The following is a 24113-nucleotide window of genomic DNA, read 5'->3' as shown; positions in this document are numbered from 1 at the left end:
CCGCCACCACAGCACCTACGACGAACACACCGCCTGGGCACACCGCCAACCCGCCAAAGCCGCTTGACACCTTACGAACCTGGGATGTCTAACCCGCCAGCAGACGTAAATGGCCCTGAATGCCTCGCATTCAGGGCCATTTGCGTCTGTTCGCCGAAGGATGCGTCCCACTAGCTTACTAGCATGCTAGCCTAGCTTGGTGAGCGATGACGACGTCAAGCAGTTCAACGTCTACCTGCCGATCGGGCTGATCCGGCAGGTGAAGCATCACGCCATCGAAACCGAGATGTCGCTGTCCGCACTCGTCACCGAGGCACTGCGGGCATACCTCGACACTCGCGGATCAACGGACGAGGAGACCTGACATGACCGACGGCATCGAGGCCGTATTCCTGGAAACGCACAACTGGGGCAAGGCCGCCAAGTTCTTCCAGAAGTTGGGCTACACAGTCGAATTCGAAACCGACCACAACTCCGGCCAGCTCCGCAACGGCGACGGCCCGTTGCTGTTCATCTCCGAGGTCCCCGAGTCCGCGCCGACGCGGCGGAACGTCGTGCTGGCGGTCGCCGACGCCGATGCGCTCGAACTCGATGACTCCGTCGAGGTCGTCGACCAGTGGGAGGACACCCATTGGGGCACCAGGCTGATGACGGTGCGCGACCCCGACGGTCGCGAGTGGCAGCTTCAGGCCCCGAAATGAACCAGGCGACCGCAACACCCGACAGCACCGCGATCCGCACCGCCCTGTGGCGGGCGCTGCACCTCGAGGTCGACGCATCTCCGCACGTCCTCGACGATCGGATCGGCCTGCAACTCGCCGGGGTCGATGCCGATTGGCGCGAGCGCCCCGACATGAACGAGTACGCCACGCCGGGCGTCCGTGCGTCGATCGTGGCACGCGCCCGGTACATCGAGGATCTGGTCACCGAACAGGCCGATCACGGTGTCCGCCAGTACGTACTTCTCGGCGCAGGCCTGGACACGTTCGCCCAGCGCAGGCCGGAAATCGCCTCGACCATCACGGTATTCGAGGTGGACCAGCCGGGACCGCAAGCGTGGAAGCGCCAGCGACTGGTCGAACTCGGCTTCGGCGTTCCGGATTCTCTTCGGCTGGTGCCAGTCGACTTCGAGACGACCTCGTGGTGGGACGGGTTGCTGGCCAACGGTTTCGATGCCAGTGAGCCTGCCGTCGTGGCGTCACTCGGTGTGTCCATGTACCTGACCAGGGAGGCGACGGCGGCCACGTTGAGCCAAAGCGCGAAGCTGGCAACCGGTTCCACCTTCGCGATGACGTTCATGCAACCGCTGGAGCTCGTCGACCCCGACGAGCAGGAGATGCATCGGGCAACGAATGCCGCCGCCCGCGCCTCCGGCACGCCCTTCATCAGCTACTACGCACCGGACGAGATCCTCGCGATGGCGCGCGATGCCGGCTTCACATCGGCCCGGCACGTGTCCGCTGCCGACTACACGCAGCGCTACTTCGCCGATCGGACGGATGGCCTTAGGCCGTTCACCACCGAGGAGCTGTTGGTGGCGAGCACCTAGACCGCCACGAGTTCCTCGCGCAGCGCGGCCGCGAAGGCGTCGACATCGGCCTCGGTCGTGTCGAAGGCACACATCCAGCGCACCTCCCCGGTGATGGGGTCCCAGTCGTAGAACCGGAAGCGCTCGCGCAGCCTGTCGGCGACGCCGGGAGGCAGGATCGCGAACACGGCGTTGGACTGCGTCTGCTGCGTGATGGTTACGCCGGGCAACCCCTCGACGGCCGCCCTCAGCCGGGTGGCCATCGCGTTCGCATGGCTTGCCGACCGCAGGTAGAGATCGTCGGTCAGGACGGCGATCAGCTGGGCCGAGACGAAGCGCATCTTGCTCGCAAGCGCCATGTTGAGCTTGCGCAGATACGTCAGGCCCTCGCATGCCGCGGGATTGAGCACCACGATGACATCGCCGAAGATCAGGCCGTTCTTCGTTCCTCCGAACGACAGGAGGTCGACGCCGGCGTCGGTGGTGAACTCGCGCAACGGCTTCCGTAGATACGCGGCCGCGTTCGACACCCTGGCACCGTCCATGTGCAGCGTCATTCCCCGCTCGTGCACGTGATCGGCGATCGCGCGCACCTCGTCAGCGGTGTACGCGGTGCCGAGTTCGGTGGTCTGCGTGATCGACACCGCGAGCGGCTGGGCCCGGTGCTCGTCGCCCCAGCCCCACGCCTCCCGGTCGATGAGCTCGGGGGTGAGCTTGCCGTCCGGCGCCGGAACCGCCAGCAGCTTGAGCCCCGCGACGCGCTCGGCGGCGGCGTTCTCGTCGGTGTGGATGTGCGCGGTCTGCGTGCAGATCACCGCGCCCCAGCGCGGCAGCATCGACTGCAGGCCGATCACGTTGGCGCCGGTGCCGTTGAAGACGGGGAACGCCTCGACACCCGCGCCGAAGTGCTCGGCCATGACCTCCTGCAGGCGGGCGGTGTAGGCGTCATCGCCGTACGCGGTCTGATGCCCCTCGTTGGCGGCCGCGATGGCGGCGAGCACCTCGGGATGGATGCCGGCGTAGTTGTCGCTGGCGAAGCCGCGGTAGTCAGGGTCGTGCAAGCGCAGGGTGTCGTTGAATACTTGGGTCACGACATCCAGTGTGGCTTAGACGTTCCAGTGCTCGTCTTCGGTGTCGACCGCCTTGCCGATGACGTGCGTCGCAGCGGCTCGGCCATACTGGCCCGGTGGGGGTTTGGGATCCGAACGGCCTATGAAGCAGATACTCATCGCTGCGGGCATGGCCCTGGCGGTCGCACTTCTGCTGACCCTCGTGTTGATCCGGGTGTTCACCCGGTTGCGGTTCGGCCAGGAGATCCGCGACGACGCCCCAAAGAGCCACCAACGCAAGCGTGGCACCCCGACCATGGGCGGACTCGCGATCCTCACCGCGATCTGGGCAAGCTACCTTGGCACGAACCTCGTCGGACTCGCGCTCGGTGGAGAGGGCCCATCGGCGTCGGGACTGCTCGTCCTCGGGCTGGCCACCGCGCTGGGTGCAGTCGGCTTCACCGACGACTACGTCAAGTTGCGGCGCTCGCGCAACCTCGGCCTGAACAAGAGGGCCAAGAGCGCAGGCCAACTCGTCGCAGCGATCCTCTTCGGCGTGCTCGCGCTGCAGTTCCGCAACTCCGACGGCCTCACTCCGGGCAGCGCCGAGCTGTCCTACGTCCGCGAAATCGCCACGGTCACACTGGCGCCCGCGGTGTTCGTGCTGTTCTGCATCATTGTCGTCTCTGCTTGGTCGAATGCCGTCAACCTCACTGACGGCCTGGACGGGCTCGCCGCAGGCGCCACGGCGATGGTCTCCGCCGCTTACGTACTCATCACCTTCTGGCAGTTCCGGAACGCATGCGCCGTCACCCCGGGGCCCGGTTGCTACCACGTCCGAGATCCTCTGGATCTGGCCCTCGTCGCCGCGGCGACTGCAGGCGCCTGCGTCGGATTCCTGTGGTGGAACGCCGCACCCGCCAAGATCATCATGGGTGACACGGGTTCGCTAGTGCTGGGCGGCATCATCGCCGGGCTGTCGGTGACCAGTCGCACCGAGATCCTGGCCATCATCGTGGGCGCACTGTTCGTCGCCGAGGTGACCTCGGTCGTCATTCAGGTCGTGGCGTTCCGCACCACCGGCCGACGGGTCTTTCGCCTGACTCCGCTCCACCACCACTTCGAGCTGATGGACTGGCCGGAGAGCACACTGACTATCCGGTTCTGGTTGATCACGGCCATCGCCTGCGGCCTCGGAATCGCGCTCTTCTACGGCGAGTGGTCGACGGCCGTCGGAGCCTGAGCACCCGCGGCGCGGCACTGCGGCTTTAGAAGTTCCAGTCGTCGTCTTCGGTGTTGACCGCCTTGCCGATCACGTACGAGCTGCCAGAGCCGGAGAAGAAGTCGTGATTCTCGTCGGCGTTGGGTGAGAGCGCCGACAGGATCGCCGGGTTGACGTCGGTCTCGTCCTTGGGGAACAGCGCCTCATAGCCGAGGTTCATCAACGCCTTGTTCGCGTTGTAGCGCAGGAACTTCTTGACGTCCTCGGTGAGCCCGACCCCGTCGTAGAGATCCTGGGTGTACTCCACCTCGTTGTCGTACAACTCGAAGAGCAGCTCGTAGGTGTAGTCCTTGAGCTCGGCCTTGCGCGCGTCGCCCGCGAGCGCCAGGCCCTTCTGGAACTTGTAGCCGATGTAGTAGCCGTGCACGGCCTCGTCGCGGATGATCAGCCGGATCATGTCGGCAGTGTTGGTCAGCTTGGCGCGGCTGCTCCAGTACATCGGGAGGTAGAAGCCGGAGTAGAACAGGAAGCTCTCCAGCAGCGTCGAGGCCACCTTGCGCTTCAGCGGATCGTCGCCCCTGTAGAAGTTCATCACGATCTCGGCCTTGCGCTGCAGGTTGGAGTTCTCCTCCGACCAGCGGAACGCCTCGTCGATCTCCACGGTCGAGCACAGCGTGGAGAAGATGTTGCTGTAGCTCTTCGCGTGCACCGACTCCATGAACGCGATGTTGGTGTAGACCGCCTCTTCGTGCTGGGTCAGCGCGTCGGGGATCAGGCTCACCGCGCCGACGGTGCCCTGGATGGTGTCCAGCAGTGTCAGGCCGGTGAAGACGCGCATGGTGAGCTGCTTCTCATGCGCCGTCAACGTGCCCCAGGACGGGATGTCATTGGACACCGGAACCTTCTCCGGCAACCAGAAGTTGCCGGTCAGCCGGTCCCACACCTCGGCGTCCTTCTCGTCCTGGACGCGGTTCCAGTTGATGGCCGAGACACGGCTGATCAGCTTCATTCCGTCGGACACCAGACCCTCATTTCACCTGCGGAACTGTATTTGCCAGGCCGACCCGGCCGGTAGAAGGCGACACTACCCCTGGTGTCCGACAACGAACGCCAACACAACAACTTGTGTCGCGTGTCGTCGGACAAAGCCACCTCACTGCTTGGTGAACGAGTACTCCGAGTTCCGGAATCGGCGGGTCTCCAGCCAGTACTGCCAGGTCATGCCACTCCATAATGTCCGATTCACACCGTGCTCGTCCATGTACCAGCTCCGGCAACCTCCGGTGCTCCACACGGTGCCCGCGAGCTCGGCCTGCAACTCGGCGTTGTACTCGTCCTGGGCGTAGCGGCTGGGTGCCAGCGCGCGTGCGCCGGACTTGTCGACGGCGGCGATCGCCTTCGCGACGTACCGGATCTGCGACTCGATCATGAAGACCACCGAGTTGTGGCCGAGCGCGGTGTTGGGGCCCAGCAGGAAGAACAGGTTGGGCATGCCCGCGACCGCGATCCCGCGATGCGCCTGAATGCCCTCGCGGGTCCACCGGTCCACCAGGTCCTCGCCGCCCGGTCCCTTGATGTCGACGTAGGTGTAGGAGTCGGTGACGTGGAACCCGGTGCAGAACACCACGACGTCCACTGGATGCTCGACACCGTCACTGGTGACGATGCCATCGGCGGTCATCCGCTCGATGCCGTCGGTGATCACCTGGGTCTTCGGGTTGGCGATACCGCCGTAATAAGTGTCGGAGTTCAGGATTCGCTTGCAGCCGGCGCGGTAGTTCGGCGTCAGCTTGCGGCGCAGCTCACGATCCTTGACCGAGCGTCGGATGTTCCACTTGCCCAGCAGCTCACCGAGTTTCAGCAGCCGTGGCTGCCGCGTCATGGCGAACCCGACGCCCTCGTGAATCCAGTAGATCCCTGCGCGCATCAACGCGCGCGTGCCAGGGACGTTGCTGAACGTGGCGCGCATCCACTGCGGGATGGGATTGTTCGGCCGGGGCATCACCCACGCCGGGGTGCGCTGGTAGAGCTGAAGTTCGGCGACGTCGCCGACGATCTCGGGCACGATCTGGATCGCGCTGGCACCGGTGCCGATCACCGCGACGCGCTTGCCGGTGATGTCGACGCTGTGGTCCCACTGCGCGGAATGGAAAGTGGCGCCCTGAAATTCGTCGATGCCCTCGATGTCGGGGACGAGCGGGATGTGCAGTCCGCCAGCGCCGGAGACGAGGAACTGCGCGACGTACTCCTGGCCGTTGTCGGTGAACACGTGCCAGCTCTGTTCGTCGTCGTCCCAGTGCGCGCGGTCGACCCGAGCGCCGAACTGGACGTACCGGCGCAGGCCGTACTTGTCGGTCACGCCCTTGAGGTAGTCGAAGATCTCCGGCTGAAACGACCACATGTGCCGCCAGTCCGGCTTCGGCTCGAACGAGAACGAGTACATGTGCGACGGGATGTCGCACGCGCATCCCGGGTAGGTGTTGTCGCGCCAGGTACCGCCGATCTCGTCGGCCTTCTCCAGGATCAGGAAGTCGACGCCCTGGCGCTGCAGCGCAATGGCCATGCCGAGTCCGGAGAAGCCGGACCCGATGATGAGCGCTCGGGTGTGGACGGGGTCCTTGCGGAGCGCGTTCTGGTGAGCCTGCTCGGCAACGGTCATGGGCGGTGTCCTTTCATGGGAACGCCGGTACCGGGTATTCGCAAGTGTTCCGTCAGGGGGTCGTTCGTGTCAACGCGCCGACGATACGGGCAGGTCAGGCGACGGATTCGCGGCGACGAACGCCCTCGTGCAACGGCAGGTCCGCGTCGATCTTGATGCCGAGCAACTCGCATGTGCCGTTGATGGCGCCGAGCATGATCGTCGTCATGTGAGCGATGAACTCGTCGGGCGGCATGCGCCGCGGGCTGTCCACCTCGGCGCCCAGCCACCAGTCCGTCGCCGCTGCCGCCGACCCGTACGTGGTGTATGCGGCCAGCTCGATGGCGGCTCCGTCGAGCTCCATTTCGCGCAGCTCGTTGCTGAACATGTTGGCCATCGCCAGGGTGATTCCGCGGCCCTCGTTGAGTGCCCGCATCGTCGACTCGCTCTGCTCGGCGAAGCGGCCCTGGATGAGGAAGCGGCACACGTTGGGGTGCTCGTCGACCAGCAGCACGTACTGCTCGACGCTGCGCCGGATCACCTCACGCGCGGGGTCGGTGGCCAGGTTGATCGTCGGGAAGATGGCCGCCCACAGGATGTCTCGCAGCCGCTCGCCGATCGCCTGGAACAGATCCGACTTGTCGGTGAAGTGCCGGTAGATCTTCGGCTTGGCCGTTCCGGCCTCTTCGGCGATCTCCCGCAGGCTCACCTCGGGGCCAAGCCGGTCGATCGCCCGGAAGGCGGCGTCGACGATCTCGGAACGCACCTTCTTGCGGTGCTCGCGCCAACGCTCACTGCGCGCGTCGACCTTCACGCCGGGCTGGATACCCGGTCTGGGGAGGGACGGTCGGCGCACCCACCCACTGTACCGGCTGAGCCCTCCTGACCTGCCAAGACCGCGCCGTACGTGGCGTATCCCACGATCTCCGGATCGTCGTTTCGATGACCGTGCTCGTCAGGCTGGGTTTCTTCGCCCCAGGTACTATCGCCCCGAGACAAATCCAGCTAGTGAGACGGAACAGATGACGCAGCGATACGACCTCGTCATTGCCGGCGGGGGCCCTTCGGGCTCGGCAGCGGCATGGCAGGCGGCGCGGACCGGCGCGAAGGTAGTCGTCCTCGACAAGGCCGAGTTCCCGCGATCCAAGCCATGCGGCGACGGGCTGACGGCCCGTGCGGTGAGCTACCTGCAGAAGATGGGACTTGCCGACGAGGTGGCGAGCTACCACCGGGTCAACCGGGTGACGGTGTTCAGCCCCAGCAAGTGGGAACTGTCCTTCCCCAAGCGCCCTGGCATGCCCGACCACGGTCACACGGTGAGCCGCGAGCACCTCGACACGGTGCTGCTCAAGCACGCCGAGTCCGCGGGCGCCGAGGTCCGCCAGGGCGCCGAGGTCAGTGGACCCGAGTTCGACGCGAGCGGCCGCGTGGTCGGTGTCGTCCTCAAGGGCGGTGAGAAGGTGTACGCCGACGCGGTGATCGCTGCCGACGGCGCGTACTCCCCCATCAAGCGCGCCCTGAAGCTCGACTCGGCGTACAAGGGCTACCAGGCGATCGCGATCCGCTCGGAGATGCACGCCAACCGCGCGGACTCCGACAGCCTCGACATCTACCTGAAGCTGGTGTTCCAGGGCGATCAGCTGCCCGGTTACGGCTGGGTGTTCCCGATGGGCAACGGCGTCTTCAACATCGGCCTCGGGTACGTCAACAGCTACAAGAACTGGCAGTCGATCAACGCGACCCAATTCCTCGGCGAGTTCCTGCGCACCCTGCCGCGGGACTGGGAACTGCCTGCCATCGAGGAACTCAAGAAGAACAAGAGCGTCCGGGCGTGGCGGTTGCCGATGGGCTTCACCGCGTGGCCGCCGTGGCAGCCCGGCGTCCTGTTCACCGGCGACTCGCTCGGCGCGGGCAAGCCGGCATCGGGTGCGGGCATCTCCAAGGCGCTGGAATCAGGCCTGGCCGCGGGCGAGTGCGCGATCGCTGCGCTGCAGAACGGCGGTCCCGACGACTTCACCAACTACGCGCAGCGGATGGAAGCGGCGTGGGGCAAGGAGTACCGGCGGGGCCGCTACATGCACAAGCTGATCGGTCAGCCGAAGGTTGCCAACGCCGGTGTCAAGCTGATCGACAACGCCGCCTTCCGCGACCGGATGCTCAAGTCGCTGTACAAGAAGGCGCAGGGCCCACAGCACACCGTCAAGTAGCTCGGCGGAGGCCGGCCACACCCTGCATCGCCTTCGGAGCGGTGACGCGGTCCGCTAGAGGAGTTGCTTGACCTTGAGGATCAACTGGAAGACGCCGTAACCGAACGGGATCGCCACCCAGAGCCAGGCAAGGAAGACGAAGACCGCGGGCACCGTCGACTTGTAGTCGTGCAGTTCGACGTCGGTTGTCTGGTCGGTCATCGCTGGCTCCCCTGAAGTGCCTTCGCGGGCTCACCGGATGCGCTTGGCTCGTACCACTTTTCATTGACGGGCTTGAGAAGCTCGTTGCACACCAGCGCGACGAGCAACAGGCCGATCATGATCGAGAAGGACATCGTGTACAGGTCGGGCCCGGACCGGCCCGCCGCCTTCTGGCTGTCGGCGATCGCGTTCACCATGATCGGCCCGAGGATGCCCGCGACCGACCACGCGGTGAGCAGCCTGCCGTGGATCGCTCCGACCTGATACGTGCCGAACAGATCGCGCAGATAGGCAGGCACGGTCGCGAAGCCTGCGCCGTAGAACGACAAGATGAGCAACGTGCAGATGATGAAGACGGCCTTGTTCGAGTTCTGCATCAGCGTGATGGTGAGGTACAGCAGTGCACCGACGCCGAGGTACATCCGGTAAGCGTTCTTGCGGCCGATCACGTCGGACAGGCTGGACCAGCCGATGCGTCCCAGCATGTTGGCCAGCGACAGCATCGCGACGTAGCCCGCCGCGGCCGCGGCCAGTGCGGCCGCAGCCATACCCGCGGTCGGGAAGTAGTCCTGATAGATCGGCGAGGCCTTCTCGAGGATGCCGATGCCCGCAGTCACGTTGAAGCACAACACAACCCACAACAGCCAGAACTGCGGTGTCTTGATCGCGTTGTTGGCCGAGACCTGGCCACCGGACACGACCGACCCCACCGCCGGTGGCGCGGGAGTCCATCCGTGTGGTTTCCAATCCGCCCTCGGTACCCGCACCAACAGCCAGCCCAGCGACATGAACGCCGCGTAGACCAGTCCGTGCACCAGGAACGTCTTGGCGATGCCCGCCGAATCGCTGCCGAACACACTGAGCATCTGCGTCGACCACGGTGACGCGATCAGCGCGCCACCACCGAAACCCATGATCGCCAGGCCGGTCGCCATCCCTGGCTTGTCCGGGAACCACTTGATCAGCGTGGAGACCGGCGAGATGTATCCGATGCCCCAGCCGATACCACCCACCAGCCCGTAACCGAGCAGCACCAGCCAGTACTGGCGCATCGCCAGCCCGGCGGAACCGATCAGCCAGCCGCCGCAGAAACAACACATGGCGGTGAACATCGCCAGGCGCGGCCCGTTGCGGTCGACCCAGGTGCCGAAGATCGCCGCAGAAAGCCCGAGAACGACGATGCCGACGGTGAACGGCAGAGCACTGAGCGTCCCGGAGATGTGCAGCGCACCTTCGAGGGGTTTCTTGAAGACGCTCCACGAATACGCTGCGCCGATGGACAAGTGGATCGACAGCGCGGCGGGCGGAACCAACCAGCGGCTCCACCCTGGTGGGGCGACGATACGTTCCCGGCTGAAGAATGACGCGGTCACTCAGAGGCCTCCGTTCAAGTAGGTGTTCGGGGGGAACCACCGCGGGATGCCCGCTGGCGGCCCTCCCTAGCTTGCCTCTTCGACGGCATGTATGGAATGTTTTGTATGCAGTATTCGACGTGTCGCCTTCGTCCATTTGCCGACTCCGTCGGCGGCTAGGCCGCGAAGGCGCACTCCAAGGAATCCGCGACCGGCACGAACCCGAGCCGCCGGTAGATTCCGTTCGCCACCGCGTTGACGACATCGGCGAACAGCACCACGTGCCTGGCGCCGCGCCGGTAGGCCTGACGCGCCGCGGCGGCGGTGACCGCCGCGCCGAACCCGTGGCCCCTACTCGCGGCAGGTGTATAGACCGGGCCGATGCGGCTCATCCCCGCGGCGGGTGCGTGCACCCGCGCCATGCTGACGGGCACGCCGTCCACCGACCAGAGCACCACGTCACCACCGTAGGCACGGATGTCGCCGAGGAAGCCCCGGCGGGCTCCCCTATCCGACACGACGCCGAACGCGTCGACGAAGAACCCGTCGACCCAGTCCAAGAGCAAGTCCGCATCGCCTGCCCCGGCAACGCGGCACTCCCCCGGCACACCGTTCGGCTCGACCAGATCGCCGAGCCGGTACAAGGTCCTGCCGATCGCCTCGCCCGCGTGCGCGCCCGTGACCGAACACCAGGCGTCGGCGAACGCCGTTGCGTTGGCACGTGTTCCGCGCACCCCCGGGAGTGTGGCGCGGACCGCCGACACCTCGAGGGCCGCGGCCTTCGCCATGGCAGGCGGTAGCCCGCTCACCAGCAGCGCATCGCCGGGAGTCTGCATCGCGGCACCGATCTCGTCGTCACAATCGGTGACGGACAGGAACACCCCGTCGGTCACACCCCTCGTCGTGCGCAGGGCGGTGAGCTCGCTGGTGAACAACACGGGATCGCTGCGGTACACCCAATGCGCGACCGACCCGAAGTCGTTCGCGGTGTGGTACAGCCGGACATCCATACCCTTGAGCGTGAACTTTTCAGCGGCGAGAATCCACTGATTATTTGCGGCGAGCGACGCACTCGCCCGAAAAGTGTGGCATTCAGCCACCCTCGGCACTCCTAACAGGTGGACGCGTCCCGCGGGGATGCGACGACCCACCAGGAGCCCGACATGCGCAACACTTCGCCCTCGTTCCACCGCTTGCTCGCCGCGACTGCGCTTGCGGCAGGCCTGTCGATCGGCCTCGCCGCCAACGCCGGCGCGCAACCAGCAAGCGATGACTTCTGGGAATGCGCAGGCGATCACCAAGACACCGACGGCATCGGCGTGTGTTGCGTGTTCTACGGCGGTGACTACGACGAAAGCACCGGCGAGTGCTGGCTCGACGAAGCCGCCGCGGAGACCAGGTCGCCCGACGCAGGCCCAACGAAACCCACCGTCAAGCCGGGGCTTCCCAATCTGACACAGTTGCCGACTTCGGTTCCCTCCAAAGCCATTCGGCTAGGGCGGGAGTAGCACCTCGGCATGGGACGGGTTACGTCAGCGTCTACCACGCTCGGCCCGACCGGGCTTGCGGGCGACCTTACCCGCAGCGGCGCGTGCGGCCTGCTTCGCGAGAGTCTTCTCCCGTGCCGTGCGCTTCGGCGCCTGCTCGGCCCGCCCACGCGACGAACTGGGTTTGCGACCCCGCACGATTCCAATGAACTCCTCGACCAGTGCCGGCTGCGGCCCTTCCGGGAAGGCAAGCGCCACAGGGCAGGTGGGCGCGTCGGTGATCGGGCGGTAGGTGAGATCCTTGCGGTGATGTAGCCGCGCCAGCGACTGGGGAACGATGAGCACGCCGATCCCTGCGGCGACGAGTTCTGTTGCGTCCTTGACGGTCTCGGGTCGGTGATCGACCTGGACACCGGGGGCGGTTGCCCAGGCCACGACGTCGTCGTGTGGGATCAGGATTGGTTCGCCGTCGAGGTCTGCGGCGGTGATCGTGTCGTCGGCAGTGAGAATGTGATCGGTCGGGACCACGGCCACCGTCGCCTCCTCGTAGAGAGGGACGACGGCCAGCCCGGACGTGCCCCCGGGCGGCCGGAGCAGCGCCACGTCGACGGTGCCGGCCCGCAACGCGTCGGCCGCGTCTGCCGCGGCGACGGCATGCAACTGCAACTGAACCTCGGGGTGGCGTTCGCCCCAGGTCCGAGCCCACTTCGCGGGCGTCACACCGGGGACGTACCCGACGGTGAGGCAGAGCGGGGTCACCGCCTCAGGCTACCGTTGGGCCCCACCGATAAGCTCAAGCCATGAGCAGGCCCAATGCGCAGTCCATGAAACCCGCCACGGCGGCGAAGAAGCTGGACGTGTACTTGCCCGCCACGCCTGCGGAGTTCCAGGAGAACCCGACCACCCGCACCGAACTCGCCGCACTGCAGGCGGACCCGCCGCAGTGGCTCAAGGACCTCCGCAAGAACGGGCCGCACCCGAAGAACCTCGTGGCGGCCAAGCTGGGCATCTCGATCGCGGGTCTCGCACGCAATGGCGTCGAGGATGGGCCCACCACCGAGCAGATCAACCAGTTGCTCGAGGAGAAGCCCGAGTGGCTCGTCGCGGAACGCGAGAGCTACCAGAGCGTGCTGCGCGAAGAGCGCCGCTTGAAGGCGCTGCATGCGGACAAGGCTCGCGAGAGCTGATCCTGCACAGCACCGTCAAGCGTCAAGCGTCACAGCATGCAGCTGACGCAATTTTCCACCTCTGTGCCTTGCAACGCCATTTGGCGAAGCCGGATGTAGTACAGCGTCTTGATTCCCTTGCGCCAGGCGTAGATCTGCGCCTTGTTGACGTCGCGCGTGGAGGCGGTGTCCTTGAAGAACAGCGTCAGGCTCAACCCCTGATCCACGTGCTGAGTGGCCGCGGCGTAGGTGTCGATGATCTTCTCGTAGCCGATCTCGTACGCATCCTGGTAGTACTCCAGGTTGTCGTTGGTCAGGAACGGCGCCGGGTAGTAGACGCGGCCGATCTTGCCTTCCTTGCGGATCTCGATCTTGCTCGCCACCGGGTGGATCGACGACGTCGAGTGGTTGATGTAGGAGATCGACCCCGTCGGCGGAACGGCCTGCAGGTTCTGGTTGTAGATGCCGTGCTCCTGCACCGATTCCTTGAGTCGGACCCAATCCTCTTGCGTCGGAATGCGAATGTCGGCATCGGCGAACAGCTGGCGCACCTTGTCGGTGGCCGGCTCCCACGGCTGATCGGTGTACTTGTCGAAGAACTCTCCCGACTTGTACTTCGAGCGCTCGAAGCCGCCGAACGCATGACCTCGTTCGATCGCAATGCGATTCGATGCCTTCAACGCGTGGTACAGCACCGTGTAGAAGTAGATGTTGGTGAAGTCGATGCCCTCTTCGGAACCGTAGTGGATCCGCTCCCGGGCCAGGTATCCGTGCAGGTTCATCTGCCCGAGGCCGATCGCGTGAGAGTCGTTGTTGCCCTGCTCGATCGACGGCACTGACCAGATGTGGGTCTGATCGCTCACGGCGGTCAGAGCCCGGATCGACACCTCGATGGTCTGGGCGAAGTCCGGCGAGTCCATCGCCTTGGCGATGTTGAGCGACCCGAGGTTGCACGAAATGTCCTTGCCCACCTTGGAGTAGGTCAAGTCTTCGTTGAACAACGACGGCGTCGACACCTGCAGGATCTCCGAGCACAGGTTGCTGTGGGTGATCTTGCCCTCGATCGGGTTGGCCCGATTCACCGTGTCCTCGTACATGATGTACGGGTAGCCCGACTCGAACTGTAGCTCGGCCAGAGTCTGGAAGAACTCACGCGCCTTGATCTTGGTCTTGCGGATCCGCGCGTCGTCGACCATCTCGTAGTACTTCTCGGTTACCGAGATGTCGGCGAACGCCACCCCGTACACACGCTCGACGTCGTACGGCGAGAACAGGTACATGTCCTCGTTCTTCTTCGCCAGCTCGAAGGTGATGTCCGGGATCACGACGCCCAGCGAGAGCGTCTTGATCCGGATCTTCTCGTCGGCGTTCTCGCGCTTGGTATCCAGGAACCGGTAGATGTCGGGATGGTGGGCCTGCAGGTAGACCGCGCCTGCGCCCTGCCGGGCACCCAGTTGGTTGGCGTAGGAGAACGAGTCCTCGAGCAGCTTCATGATCGGGATCACGCCCGAGCTCTGGTTCTCGATGTTCTTGATCGGCGCGCCGTGCTCGCGAATGTTGCTCAGCAGCAACGCGACTCCGCCACCCCGCTTGGACAGTTGCAGCGCGGAGTTGATCGAGCGTCCGATCGACTCCATGTTGTCCTCGATGCGCAGCAGGAAGCAATTGTGCACGACCGTGCCACGAATCGTGTACGTATGCGTGTCCTCGACGTGAAGGTTGTAGACCTTCTCCGGAACGTCTTGCGTGCGCTCCACATCACGGACTCCGTACACGTGGCGCCCGTTCACGACCTGATACGTCTTCCGCGACGTGCCCTTCTGCCCCACATAGTTGTGCAGGTTCTTGCCGACGTCGAAGATGAAGTCCTCGTTGGCGCCCGGCAGCCCGGGCACGAACACCTGCCCCGTCATGTTGCCGGCTTGGTTGGTGTACTGGCGAACTCGAGACATGATGCCGACTCGACGCAGGAGGAGCTGCACCTGGTCGATGAGTTCCGGGTTCACCAAGTCGAGCACCATCCCGCCGGTGGTGCTGCAACCGTCCCCTCGGAACAACCCAGCCAACAGGCCATGCTGGAATTCCTCGTCGGCTGTCAGGACGTCGTGGGACAAGCGCTTCAGGTGGTATCCCGTGCCAACCATCGACAGGAAGAGCGAAGCGACGACCTTGCTATTGCACACCATGCGCACCGATTGGTCTGACACACTGTGGTGGACGGGGAGATCGGCGCCGAAGACGCGCTTGAACGCTGTCGCCAACTCATGCTGGTACTCGAGTTCATGCGCGCCAAGCGTGAAGTGAATACCGTTGGGCGTCTTCGCGCTATCCGGTCCTGATCGCTTGGAGATGTGTCCTTCGGCGATGTACCAGCCGAGGATGAGGCCAAGGTCGTAGGACTCCTCGACGTAGCGATTGACCGACACGAACTTCATGTGGTGGCGCTGTTTGTTGCGGTGCTTCAGGTCTGTGTTCACCTTACGGATGAGCCCATCGACTTCTTCGTATTCGCCGGAGCCGACGTGCTCCATCAAGTCGTGCACGCGCCGCTCGCGTCCTTCTAGCGGAGCTGCGGTCACGATGAAGTCCGCAGGATGGATGTCCTTCGCAGCCAGCCACACGAACCCGTCGAACGGGTCGGCACCGTCGCCATCGATGAGGGTGTCGACCTCGCGCGTCGTCCACACCAGGATCGGATGCTCGGGAGTGCAGAGGATTGGCTCCTTGTGCCCGAAATGCGAGATCCGAATGAGCGCTTGATCATTGGGGTTCTCAATGACGGACTCGACGACGGAGAACGACCCGTCGTGTGAGAGCACCCGGTCACCCGTCGTCAGAGTCTCAATCGCCTTCGGGCCGTCCGGAGTATCCACTGGAGTTCCGGCCGGAAAGCAGCTAACTGGCTCACCGCGCTGCTTCTTGCCTGAGTTGAGGAAAGTCGGTGTGGCAGGCTGGAATCGGCCATCGATGATTTCGTCGACCAACTTCTCAGCTAACATCGTGTCGCCTGCGGCCAGCGTCATGGCCACCATGCACACCCGGTCCTCGAACCGCTCGAGGTAGCGCTTCCCGTCGAACGTCTTCAGCGTGTAAGAGGTGTAGTACTTGAACGCGCCGAGGAACGTCGGGAACCGAAACTTCTTGGCGTAGGCCCGATCCAGCAGGGTCTTGACGAAGTTACGCGAGTACTGGTCGAGCACCTCGCGCTCGTAGTAGTTCTCCTTGACGAGATAGTCGAGCTTCTCGTCCTGGTTGTGGAAGAACACCGTGTTCTGGTTGACGTGCTGAAGGAAGTACTGGTTCGCGGCTTCCCGGTCCTTGTCGAACTGGATCTTGCCGTCCGCGTCGTACAGATTCAGCATCGCGTTGAGCGCGTGGTAATCCGTCTCGCCGGGCAAGGCGTTGGAGATTACAGGCTCTGCAGCTGTGACGGTTGGTGACACGTCTGGTCCTTCCAGAAGTTCGCGAGGCCCGCACGGACGGCGGCGACGTCGTCCTCGGTTCCCATCAGTTCGAAGCGGTACAGGTAGGGCACGCCGCACTTGCGGGAGACCACGTCACCCGCATAGCCGAATTCGGCGCCGAAGTTGGTGTTGCCCGCGGCGATGACACCGCGGAGCAGCGACCGGTTGTGTTCGTTGTTGAGAAACGCGATGACCTGTTTGGGGACGTATCCCCCGGCATCGGGATCGGGCCCGTTGGCATGTCCACCGCCATAGGTGGGCAGAACCAGTACGTAGGGCTCGTCGACCTCGATGCGTCCGCGTAGCGGAATCCGGGTGGCGGGCGTACCCAGCTTCTCGACGAAGCGGTGGGTGTTCTCCGAGACGCTGGAGAAGTAGACGAGATTGCTCATCACGCCCTCCTTTCCAGTGCCTCGAATACCCGTTATGCGGTGACTGCGACCGCCCCGGCGAGCGCCTTGATCCGGTCCGGCCGGAAGCCCGACCAGTGCTCGTTGCCGACCACGACGACGGGCGCCTGCAGGTAGCCCAGCGCCATGACGTAGTCACGCGCCTCGGCGTCCAGGCTGATGTCGACCTTCTCGTAGGCGACGCCCTGCTTGTCCAGCGCCTTGTAGGTGGCATTGCACTGCACGCAAGCGGGCTTGGTGTACACGGTGACGGTCATCTGCGGTACGGCTCCTCTGCGGAAATTTGAAACTTTTACTTGACCCGACTGGCAACTGCTCGAGTTGGTACATCTCCACTAGGTTCAGCAGACCCGGGACCCTCGAAATTCCTGAGATTCCTGCCGACCGAGGCTACGAATCCGGCGTGTCAGGGACCCTGACACCACCGGATTGGGAGCTCCGGCCGACCCCTTGAAAGCTTGGGAACCGTGGGGGTCTGTCGGTCTGCAAGACACTACACCTAGTGGCCGACATTCAGAACAGATACAACATGTTCTGAACGACATTGATGGAATTCCCAGGTCGTAACCTCCGCGACCCCGGACCGCCCGGCGTGTCGCGCGTCACAGAAGGGTGCGTGTCGCGCCATGTGCCCGTGTCTACCACCGGGCACCGACAAAACCCGTGGCGGCGTATTCAGACAGCAAAGCCGCCGACGAACCAGGGTCGTCGGCGGCTCTGCGATGAAGCGGGCGAGTCAGCCTATCTCGGCGACCAGCTTCGCGACGACGTCCTGCACGTTGGCGGTCACCTCGGCGTTCTCGCGCGGGTGCTTGCCGTCGAGCGATTTGAACGGCACCGAGAGCTTGAGATCCTCGACGATCCGCGGGCCGGCGAAGCCGAACGACTTGCGGGTCTCGTCGTGCGCCCAGACGCCGCCGTACTGACCGAATGACCCGCCGATGACGGCCGCGGGCTTGTCCTTCAGCGCGCCGTTGCCGAATGGGCGCGACAGCCAGTCGATGGCGTTCTTCAGTACGCCCGGAATGCTGCCGTTGTACTCGGGGGTGACGACGAGCGCGGCGTCCGCCTCGGCCGCGGCCTGGCGAAGCGCCTGCACCGACTCGGCGACGTCGTCATTGTCGATGTCCTCGTTGTAGAACGGCAGCTCGCCCAGCCGGTCGAACGGCACCAGCGTCACGCCGTCAGGAGCCGACTCGACGGCCAGCTCCACCAGCTGACGGTTCACCGATGCGGCGCGCAGGCTGCCCAGGAGTACCAAAACCTTGTTGTCCGACATGATGCTCATTTCCTTCCATGGCTTGTTCAGATCGTTGCACGATGAAACCGGACCATGGTCCGATTAATTCCATCTGAGCTAAAATGCAAAAGGTGAGCGTAGATCAGCTGGGCGGATTGCCGGTGTCCACGCCACCGGAGCGGGGCGATGCCGCCCGCAATCGCGCGCTGCTGCTCGACGCGGCCCGCCGGCTCGTCGCCGAGCGTGGCCCCGACGCGGTCACCATGGACGAGATCGCCACGGCGGCCGGCGTCGGCAAGGGCACCCTGTTCCGCCGGTTCGGCAGCCGGGCCGGCCTGATGATGGTGCTGCTCGACGAAGACGAACAAGCCAGCCAACGGGCCTTCCTGTTCGGGCCGGGACCGCTTGGCCCCGACGCGCCGCCGCTGGAACGACTGCTCGCCTTCGGACGCGAGCGGCTGCGTTTCGTGCAGACCCATCAGGCGCTGCTCTCCGATGCGGCGCGCGACCCCCAGATGCGCTACGGCGCACCTGCCATGGTTCTGCGTACGCACGTGCGCGTGCTCCTCGAGGCAGCTAGGACGACCGGGGACCTCGACGTTCAGGCCGACGCCCTAGTCGCCCTTCTGGACCCCGATTACGTCCATCATCAGCTGGTCGACCGCCAAGAAACCGTCAAAAGCCTGGGAGACAAGTGGGAGAGCCTGGCACTCAAGCTGTGCGGGACGTAGCCACACGCTGGATCCTGCACGTCGACCTCGACCAGTTCCTCGCGTCGGTCGAACTGCGCCGACGCCCCGAACTCGTCGGCCTCCCGGTGATCGTCGGCGGCAACGGCGATCCGACCGAACCCCGCAAGGTGGTCACCTGCGCCTCGTACGAAGCGCGGGAGTTCGGCGTGCACGCGGGCATGCCGCTACGCACGGCCGCGCGCCGCTGCCCTGACGCCACCTTCCTTCCGTCCGACCCGGACGCCTACGACGAGGCGTCCGAGCAGGTGATGGGACTCCTGCGTGACCTTGGCCACCCGCTGGAGGTGTGGGGCTGGGACGAGGCCTACCTCGGCGCCGAGGTGGTCGACCCGGTGGAGTTGGCCGAACGCATCCGCGCGATCGTCGCCGCCGAGACGGACCTGTCGTGTTCGATCGGCATCAGCGACAACAAGCAGCGCGCCAAGGTGGCCACGGGTTTCGGAAAGCCTGCCGGGGTGTTCGCGCTGACTGACGAGAACTGGATGCCGGTGATGGGTGACCGCGGCGTCGACGCACTCTGGGGAGTCGGGCCGAAAACTGCCAAACGGCTTGCCGGACTGGGTATTACGACGGTCGCCGACCTCGCCGACACCGATCCGACGGTCCTCACCGCGACGTTCGGGCCGACGACGGGCCTGTGGATCCTGCTGCTGGCCAAGGGCGGAGGCGACGCGACCGTCAGCGCCGAGCCATGGGTGCCGCGCTCGCGCAGCCACGTCATCACCTTCCCGGAGGATCTCACCGAACGCGCCGAGATGGACTCGGCCATCAGCGAGTTGGCCAGAAAGACGCTCGCCGAAGTGCTCGAGCAGAACCGCATCGTCACCCGCGTCGCGGTCACGGTGCGTACCAAGACGTTCTTCACGCGCACCAAGATTCGCAAGCTCGGAGCCCCGAGTACCGACGAGTCGGTGATCGTCGACACCGCGCTGGCGGTCTTCGATCAGTTCGAACTCGACCGGCCGGTGCGGCTGCTCGGCGTCCGGCTGGAGCTGGCGATGCCGCAGCCGGAGCCCTCCGTTGTCACTGCCGACGCATAGCGTCGGGCCCATGCTGCACACCGTCGCGGTCCGGGGCTACCGCTCGTTGCGCGAGATCATCGTCCCGTTGGCAGGCCTGACGGTCGTCACCGGCGCAAACGGGACGGGAAAGTCGTCGGTGTACCGGGCGCTGCGGCTGCTTGCCGACTGCGGTCGCGGTGAGGTGATCGGCTCGCTGGCGCAAGAGGGCGGGCTCGAGTCGGTGTTGTGGGCGGGCCCAGAACAGCTCGGCGGCGCCCGCCGTACCGGCACGGTGCAGGGCACGACGCGCACCCGACCGGTCTCGCTCGAACTCGGCTTCGCCTCCGACGACTTCGGCTATCTGATCGACCTCGGGCTGCCTCAGGACGCGGGCCACAAATCGTTGTTCGCGCGCGATCCGGAGATCAAGCGCGAGGCGGTGTTCACCGGCCCAAGGCTGCGGCCTGCGGCGACGCTGGTGCGGCGGGGCCGCGACTATGCCGAGGCCGCAGCGGATTCGGGCCGCGGCTTCGACGAGCTAACCCGGGTGCTGCCGACGTACCGGAGTGTGCTTGCCGAGTACGCGCACCCCGCGGCACTGCCGGAGCTCGCCGCGGTCCGGGATCGCTTGCGCGGCTGGCGATTCTACGACGGCTTCCGGGTCGACGCCGCCGCACCGGCGCGTCGGCCCCAGGTCGGCACGCGCACCCCGGTGCTGTCCGACGACGGCAGTGACCTGGCCGCCGCCGTCCAGACCATCGTCGAGGCCGGCTTCGACGATCTGCCCCGCGCCGTCGCTGACGCGTTCGACGGGGCGACCGTGTCGGTGGCCGCGCACGACGGCCTGTTCGAGCTGCAGCTCCATCAGCACGGCATGTTGCGACCGTTGCGGGCAGCCGAATTATCCGACGGCACACTGCGATTCCTGCTGTGGGGCGCTGCTCTGCTCAGTCCGCGACCTCCGTCTCTCATGGTGCTCAACGAACCGGAGACCTCACTGCATCCGGATCTGGTGGCCCCGTTGGCGGGGATGATCCGATCGGCTGCCCGGGGTGCTCAGGTCGTCGTGGTCACCCACTCGGCGGCGATGCGGGAACACCTCGGCGCCGCCGATCCGGAGGGCAGTCCACGCAAGCGCGGCTCCAGCGAAGCGACCCGGGATTGTGCGAGCAGCACCGAGATCGAGCTCTACAAGGAGTGGGGCGAGACCCGCATCAACGGACAAACCACGCTGACCACCCCGCCGTGGGACTGGGGCAAGAGATGAGCGCGCTGGGGATCAAACGCTCTTGGTCGGCCGCAGTGCGCGGGTGAAGATGACGTTCACCCGTCGCATCGCGACGCTGTAGGGCCACCACGCGATGCGCTTGAACGCGTACAACGCGCGGATGTCGTTGGAGGTGTAGACGAGATAGCGGTTGCGGGTTACGCCGCGAAGGATCTTGTCGGCCACCAGCTCCGGCGAGACCGCGTGGCCGCTGAACCGGTCCATCCACTTGCGCACCTGCGGGTGCTCGCGGTCCACGCCCGCGATCTCGACCGTCTGCACCAAGGGAGTCTTCACCGCACCCGGCACCACGACCGACACCCCGATGCCGTGCCGGGCCAGATCGAATCGCAGTACCTCGCTGAGCCCGCGCAGCCCGTACTTGCTCGCGCTGTAGGCGGCGTGCCACGGCAGTGCCACCAGTCCCGCCGCCGACGAGACGTTCACCAGGTGCCCGCCGCGGCCCGCCGCCACCATCGGCGGTACGAACGTCTCGATCACGTGGATGGGGCCCATCAGGTTGATGGACACCATCGACTCCCAATGCTGGTGGGTGAGATGGCTGACGGTGCCCCACGCCGAGACGCCCGCGATGTTCATCACCACGTCCATGCTCGGGTGCGCGCTATGGATGTCAGCGGCGAAGGCAGCCACCTGCTCGTAGTCGGACACGTCCAGTGCACGATGCGCGCTCACCGTGGCGCCCAGCGCGCGGGCGTCCGCGACGGTCTGCTCCAAACCTTCGGCGTTGCGATCGGTGAGGAACAGCTCGGCGCCATCGGCGGCCAGCTTCAGGGCCGTCGCGCGGCCGATGCCGCTGGCCGCTCCGGTGAGAAAACACCGCTTGCCGGCAAAGCTGCTCCCCTGCGCCATGGAGCGACCTTACCTATTCGTCACGTAAGCCGGATCCGCCCCACAGGCCGTACAGCCATAGCCGCTCGACGGTCTCGACGGCACGTGCGAGGTCGTCATCCTCACCGCGTCCGACGAACGCGCTGTCCTGCGTCAGCGTCATCGTCGTCGTCGCCGCCAGCGTCCGGACCAGACTGGGCAGATCCCGTGAGATCGGCCGCGCATCGACGTCCTGCTCGACGAGGCGAATGATCTTCTCGATGATGACGTCGGCGAAGTCGTCCATCATTTCCCGGATCTGCGCATCGGTGTTCCGGGCCACCGCGCACGCGTGCATGATCGGATCGTTGGTCGCATAGACCGCTGCGGCGGCACCGACCATCCGCTTGGCGCACTCCGACGGTGTCTCCCCCGGCTCGCGGGGCGCGAAGTGGTGGGTGAGCTTGTCGAGCTCTTCCCCGGCATCCGCGAGGACCACGGCCAGCACCGCGTACTTGGAGTCGAAGTAGAAATAGAAGCCCGACCGCGCGACGCCGGCACGTTCACTGATGGTGCTGACGGACAGATCGGCGAACGACCGCTCCTCGAGCAATTCGCGGACCGCGGTGACGATGGCCTCACGCTGGCGGTCGCCGCGGCTGCGGCGGACCGGTATGGGTTCGGCTGTCATGGCTGTAGACCATTGCATCCACGGCGCGCCAGAGCAAAACTTGACATGCGTCAAGTGTGCCCTACAGGATGGAATCTCACGTGAGTTCGACCACACCCCGTTGAGCGTCAGGAGCGTTGCATGCCGACCATCAGCACCAAGGACTACCTGCTGGATCAGGCGAGGCGCCGGGTGATCCCGACCCTGAACAACATGCCGGGGATGGGAGCGATCGAGAAGCGGCTGCGGGGTCGCGAGTGGAAGCAGTTCGCACTTGCCGAGCCACCGCCAGGCAGCGACCTCGAACCGGTGATGGGTGATGCCGGCTTGCCCGTGGTGGGCCACATGATCGAGATGTTCCGCGGCGGCCCGGAATACGTCCTGGAGATCTACAAGAAGTTCGGCCCGATCCATTACGCATACTCACCGGCCCTCCCTGCGGTGCTCGCGCTGGGTCCCGACGCCACCCAGGCCGTCTTCTCCAACCGCAACAAGGAGTACTCGCAGAAGGGCTGGAACCCGGTGATCGGCCCGTTCTTCAAACGGGGCCTGATGCTGCTGGACTTCGACGAGCACATGCACCACCGCAGGATCATGCAGGAAGCGTTCACCCGCACCCGGCTGGCGGGTTACGTCGAGCACATCGACCGCGTGGCATCGAAGGTCCTGGCCAACGACTGGGTCGCCAACGACCCACGGTTCCTGTTCTACCCCGCGACGAAGGAACTGACGCTCGACATCGCCTCGATGGTGTTCATGGGTCACGAGCCGGGCACCGACCACGACCTGGTTACCAAGGTGAACAACGCCTTCACCACGACCACGCGCGCAGGCGGCGCAATCATCCGGACCGGGCTACCGCCGTTCAAGTGGTGGCGGGGCTTGCGGGAACGCAAGGTGCTCGAGGATTACTTCGCTGCGCGGGTCAAGGAGCGCCGCAAGGCCGAGGGCACCGACATGCTGACCGTGCTCTGTCACACGTCGGACGAGGATGGCAACAGCTTCTCCGACGAGGACATCGTCAATCACATGATCTTCGTGATGATGGCCGCGCACGACACGTCGACGTCGACCTTGACGACGATGGCCTACCACCTGGCCGCCAACCCGGAATGGCAGGAGCGTTGCCGCGACGAGTCGGCCAGGCTCGGCGACGGCCCCCTGGACATCGAGTCGTTGGACAAACTGGAGACCCTCGACCTGGTCATGAACGAGGCGCTGCGGTTGGTGACACCGCTGCCGATGAACATCCGCCAGACGGTCCGCGACACCGAGCTGCTGGGCCATTACCTACCGGCGGGCACCAACGTGGTGACGTGGCCGTCGATGAACCACCACCTGCCCGAGCTGTGGACCGACCCGGAGAAGTTCGACCCGGCCCGCTTCGCCGAACCGCGCAACGAGCACAAGCAGCACCGGTACGCCTTCGCCCCGTTCGGCGGCGGCCCGCACAAGTGCATCGGGATGGTGTTCGGACAGCTCGAGGTCAAGACCGTCATGCACCGGTTGCTGCGTCAGTACCGGCTGGAACTGATCCACCCCGGCTACAAGCCGCGGTTGGACTACGGCGGCATGCCGGTGCCAATGGACGGCATGCCGATCGTGTTGCGCCCGCTGCACTGACCCGG

The 24113-nt window shown here is 65.4% G+C and carries 24 protein-coding genes and 3 pseudogenes; 11 read left to right on the top strand and 16 right to left on the bottom strand.

Translation table 11 applies throughout. From position 1 onward, the window contains the following. Positions 1–199: 199 nt before the first annotated feature. From HNP02_RS41440 to HNP02_RS41430, 3 genes are read left to right on the top strand one after another with little or no spacing between them, the layout of a single operon-like run. Positions 200–364 (top strand): ribbon-helix-helix protein, CopG family, encoded by a 165-nt coding sequence (locus HNP02_RS41440; protein ID WP_184446624.1) that lies wholly within the window; start codon positions 200–202, stop codon positions 362–364. Between the two features lies 1 nt (position 365). Continuing rightward, on the top strand, positions 366–701 hold the full coding sequence (locus HNP02_RS41435; RefSeq protein ID WP_184446623.1) for a glyoxalase/bleomycin resistance/extradiol dioxygenase family protein: 336 nt from the start codon (positions 366–368) through the stop codon (positions 699–701). After that, entirely contained in the window at positions 698–1549 is an 852-nt protein-coding gene (locus HNP02_RS41430; protein ID WP_184446622.1) for a class I SAM-dependent methyltransferase, read from the top strand. Before HNP02_RS41435 ends, HNP02_RS41430 begins: the two co-directional genes overlap by 4 nt. Here the strand turns inward: HNP02_RS41430 and HNP02_RS41425 are convergent. Continuing rightward, a complete protein-coding gene (locus HNP02_RS41425) occupies positions 1546–2619 on the bottom strand; it encodes a low specificity L-threonine aldolase (RefSeq protein ID WP_184446621.1) in 1074 nt (357 codons plus the stop codon). The two genes, HNP02_RS41430 and HNP02_RS41425, sit on opposite strands and share 4 nt — an antisense overlap. A gap of 121 nt (positions 2620–2740) precedes the next feature. On the opposite strand from HNP02_RS41425, the gene mraY reads away from it, so the two are divergent. Continuing rightward, positions 2741–3820, top strand: a complete 1080-nt coding sequence (gene mraY, locus HNP02_RS41420; RefSeq protein ID WP_184446620.1) for a phospho-N-acetylmuramoyl-pentapeptide-transferase — start codon at positions 2741–2743, stop codon at positions 3818–3820. Positions 3821–3845: 25 nt separating this feature from the next. Here the strand turns inward: mraY and nrdF are convergent, their stop codons facing one another. From nrdF to HNP02_RS41405, 3 genes are all read right to left on the bottom strand, one after another. Next, positions 3846–4808, bottom strand: coding sequence for a class 1b ribonucleoside-diphosphate reductase subunit beta (gene nrdF / locus HNP02_RS41415; RefSeq protein ID WP_221318621.1), 963 nt, complete (start codon positions 4806–4808; stop codon positions 3846–3848). 144 nt (positions 4809–4952) lie between these two features. Further along, the gene (locus HNP02_RS41410) at positions 4953–6458 is read right to left on the bottom strand and encodes an NAD(P)/FAD-dependent oxidoreductase (RefSeq protein WP_184446618.1); all 1506 of its coding nucleotides are present in this window, start codon (positions 6456–6458) and stop codon (positions 4953–4955) included. A 94-nt stretch (positions 6459–6552) separates the two neighbouring features. Further along, positions 6553–7293 carry a TetR/AcrR family transcriptional regulator gene (locus HNP02_RS41405; RefSeq protein WP_184446617.1) on the bottom strand — a complete coding sequence of 247 codons (741 nt, stop codon included), beginning with the start codon at positions 7291–7293 and terminating at the stop codon, positions 6553–6555. A gap of 166 nt (positions 7294–7459) precedes the next feature. On the opposite strand from HNP02_RS41405, the gene HNP02_RS41400 reads away from it, so the two are divergent. Beyond that, positions 7460–8644 carry an NAD(P)/FAD-dependent oxidoreductase gene (locus HNP02_RS41400; protein WP_184446616.1) on the top strand — a complete coding sequence of 395 codons (1185 nt, stop codon included), beginning with the start codon at positions 7460–7462 and terminating at the stop codon, positions 8642–8644. Positions 8645–8698: 54 nt separating this feature from the next. On the opposite strand, the gene HNP02_RS41395 is transcribed toward HNP02_RS41400, so the two are convergent. The 3 genes from HNP02_RS41395 to HNP02_RS41385 form a co-directional block, all read right to left on the bottom strand. Then, positions 8699–8845: a hypothetical protein gene (locus HNP02_RS41395; RefSeq protein WP_184446615.1), complete on the bottom strand. Its 147-nt coding sequence runs from the start codon at positions 8843–8845 to the stop codon at positions 8699–8701. Continuing rightward, positions 8842–10218, bottom strand: a complete 1377-nt coding sequence (locus tag HNP02_RS41390; protein ID WP_184446614.1) for an OFA family MFS transporter — start codon at positions 10216–10218, stop codon at positions 8842–8844. Before HNP02_RS41390 ends, HNP02_RS41395 begins: the two co-directional genes overlap by 4 nt. A 155-nt stretch (positions 10219–10373) precedes the next feature. Further along, positions 10374–11207 (bottom strand): GNAT family N-acetyltransferase, encoded by an 834-nt coding sequence (locus HNP02_RS41385; RefSeq protein ID WP_184446613.1) that lies wholly within the window; start codon positions 11205–11207, stop codon positions 10374–10376. 153 nt (positions 11208–11360) lie between these two features. Here HNP02_RS41385 and HNP02_RS41380 point away from each other — a divergent pair, with 153 nt between their 5' ends. Then, positions 11361–11705: a hypothetical protein gene (locus tag HNP02_RS41380; RefSeq protein ID WP_184446612.1), complete on the top strand. Its 345-nt coding sequence runs from the start codon at positions 11361–11363 to the stop codon at positions 11703–11705. A 24-nt stretch (positions 11706–11729) separates the two neighbouring features. Here the strand turns inward: HNP02_RS41380 and HNP02_RS41375 are convergent, their stop codons facing one another. After that, positions 11730–12443: a LysR family substrate-binding domain-containing protein gene (locus HNP02_RS41375; protein ID WP_184446611.1), complete on the bottom strand. Its 714-nt coding sequence runs from the start codon at positions 12441–12443 to the stop codon at positions 11730–11732. Between the two features lie 41 nt (positions 12444–12484). Here HNP02_RS41375 and HNP02_RS41370 point away from each other — a divergent pair, with 41 nt between their 5' ends. Beyond that, on the top strand, positions 12485–12871 hold the full coding sequence (locus tag HNP02_RS41370; RefSeq protein ID WP_184446610.1) for a DUF5997 family protein: 387 nt from the start codon (positions 12485–12487) through the stop codon (positions 12869–12871). Positions 12872–12900: 29 nt separating this feature from the next. Here HNP02_RS41370 and nrdE read toward each other — a convergent pair. The 6 genes and pseudogenes from nrdE to HNP02_RS41350 form a co-directional block, all read right to left on the bottom strand. Next, a pseudogene (nrdE, locus tag HNP02_RS43960) lies at positions 12901–14517 on the bottom strand (class 1b ribonucleoside-diphosphate reductase subunit alpha); the annotation flags it as partial. A 24-nt stretch (positions 14518–14541) separates the two neighbouring features. Continuing rightward, positions 14542–15732: pseudogene (locus tag HNP02_RS43955) on the bottom strand (LAGLIDADG family homing endonuclease); the annotation flags it as partial. A gap of 6 nt (positions 15733–15738) precedes the next feature. Beyond that, positions 15739–16248 (bottom strand): annotated as a pseudogene (locus HNP02_RS43950) (ribonucleotide reductase N-terminal alpha domain-containing protein); the annotation flags it as partial. Between the two features lie 11 nt (positions 16249–16259). Then, the gene (gene nrdI, locus HNP02_RS41360; RefSeq protein ID WP_184446608.1) at positions 16260–16706 is read right to left on the bottom strand and encodes a class Ib ribonucleoside-diphosphate reductase assembly flavoprotein NrdI; all 447 of its coding nucleotides are present in this window, start codon (positions 16704–16706) and stop codon (positions 16260–16262) included. 32 nt (positions 16707–16738) lie between these two features. Beyond that, complete coding sequence (locus HNP02_RS41355; RefSeq protein ID WP_149373221.1) at positions 16739–16981, bottom strand: redoxin NrdH; 243 nt, start codon at positions 16979–16981, stop codon at positions 16739–16741. 479 nt (positions 16982–17460) lie between these two features. Continuing rightward, positions 17461–18003 (bottom strand): NADPH-dependent FMN reductase, encoded by a 543-nt coding sequence (locus HNP02_RS41350; protein ID WP_184446631.1) that lies wholly within the window; start codon positions 18001–18003, stop codon positions 17461–17463. A gap of 92 nt (positions 18004–18095) precedes the next feature. Here HNP02_RS41350 and HNP02_RS41345 point away from each other — a divergent pair, with 92 nt between their 5' ends. From HNP02_RS41345 to HNP02_RS41335, 3 genes are read left to right on the top strand one after another with little or no spacing between them, the layout of a single operon-like run. Continuing rightward, positions 18096–18695: a helix-turn-helix domain-containing protein gene (locus tag HNP02_RS41345; protein WP_309241889.1), complete on the top strand. Its 600-nt coding sequence runs from the start codon at positions 18096–18098 to the stop codon at positions 18693–18695. Then, entirely contained in the window at positions 18683–19756 is a 1074-nt protein-coding gene (locus tag HNP02_RS41340; protein WP_309241888.1) for a DNA polymerase IV, read from the top strand. The genes HNP02_RS41345 and HNP02_RS41340 overlap by 13 nt, the downstream gene beginning before the upstream one ends. Positions 19757–19766: 10 nt before the next feature. After that, complete coding sequence (locus tag HNP02_RS41335; RefSeq protein WP_184446606.1) at positions 19767–20984, top strand: AAA family ATPase; 1218 nt, start codon at positions 19767–19769, stop codon at positions 20982–20984. Between the two features lie 12 nt (positions 20985–20996). Here HNP02_RS41335 and HNP02_RS41330 read toward each other — a convergent pair whose 3' ends face one another. Together HNP02_RS41330 and HNP02_RS41325 are read right to left on the bottom strand one after the other, a co-directional pair. Next, a complete protein-coding gene (locus tag HNP02_RS41330) occupies positions 20997–21857 on the bottom strand; it encodes an SDR family oxidoreductase (RefSeq protein ID WP_184446605.1) in 861 nt (286 codons plus the stop codon). A 13-nt stretch (positions 21858–21870) separates the two neighbouring features. Continuing rightward, a complete protein-coding gene (locus HNP02_RS41325) occupies positions 21871–22506 on the bottom strand; it encodes a TetR/AcrR family transcriptional regulator (RefSeq protein WP_184446604.1) in 636 nt (211 codons plus the stop codon). Positions 22507–22626: 120 nt separating this feature from the next. Between HNP02_RS41325 and HNP02_RS41320 the strand changes: the two genes are divergently transcribed. Then, the gene (locus tag HNP02_RS41320; protein WP_184446603.1) at positions 22627–24108 is read left to right on the top strand and encodes a cytochrome P450; all 1482 of its coding nucleotides are present in this window, start codon (positions 22627–22629) and stop codon (positions 24106–24108) included. The last annotated feature ends 5 nt before the right edge of the window (positions 24109–24113 follow it).

This window comes from Mycobacterium sp. AZCC_0083 (assembly GCF_014202335.1).
Taxonomy (GTDB): Bacteria; Actinomycetota; Actinomycetes; order Mycobacteriales; family Mycobacteriaceae; genus Mycobacterium.
Note: the sequence above shows the minus strand (reverse complement) of the source record. Positions and strands in the feature narration are given on the sequence as shown.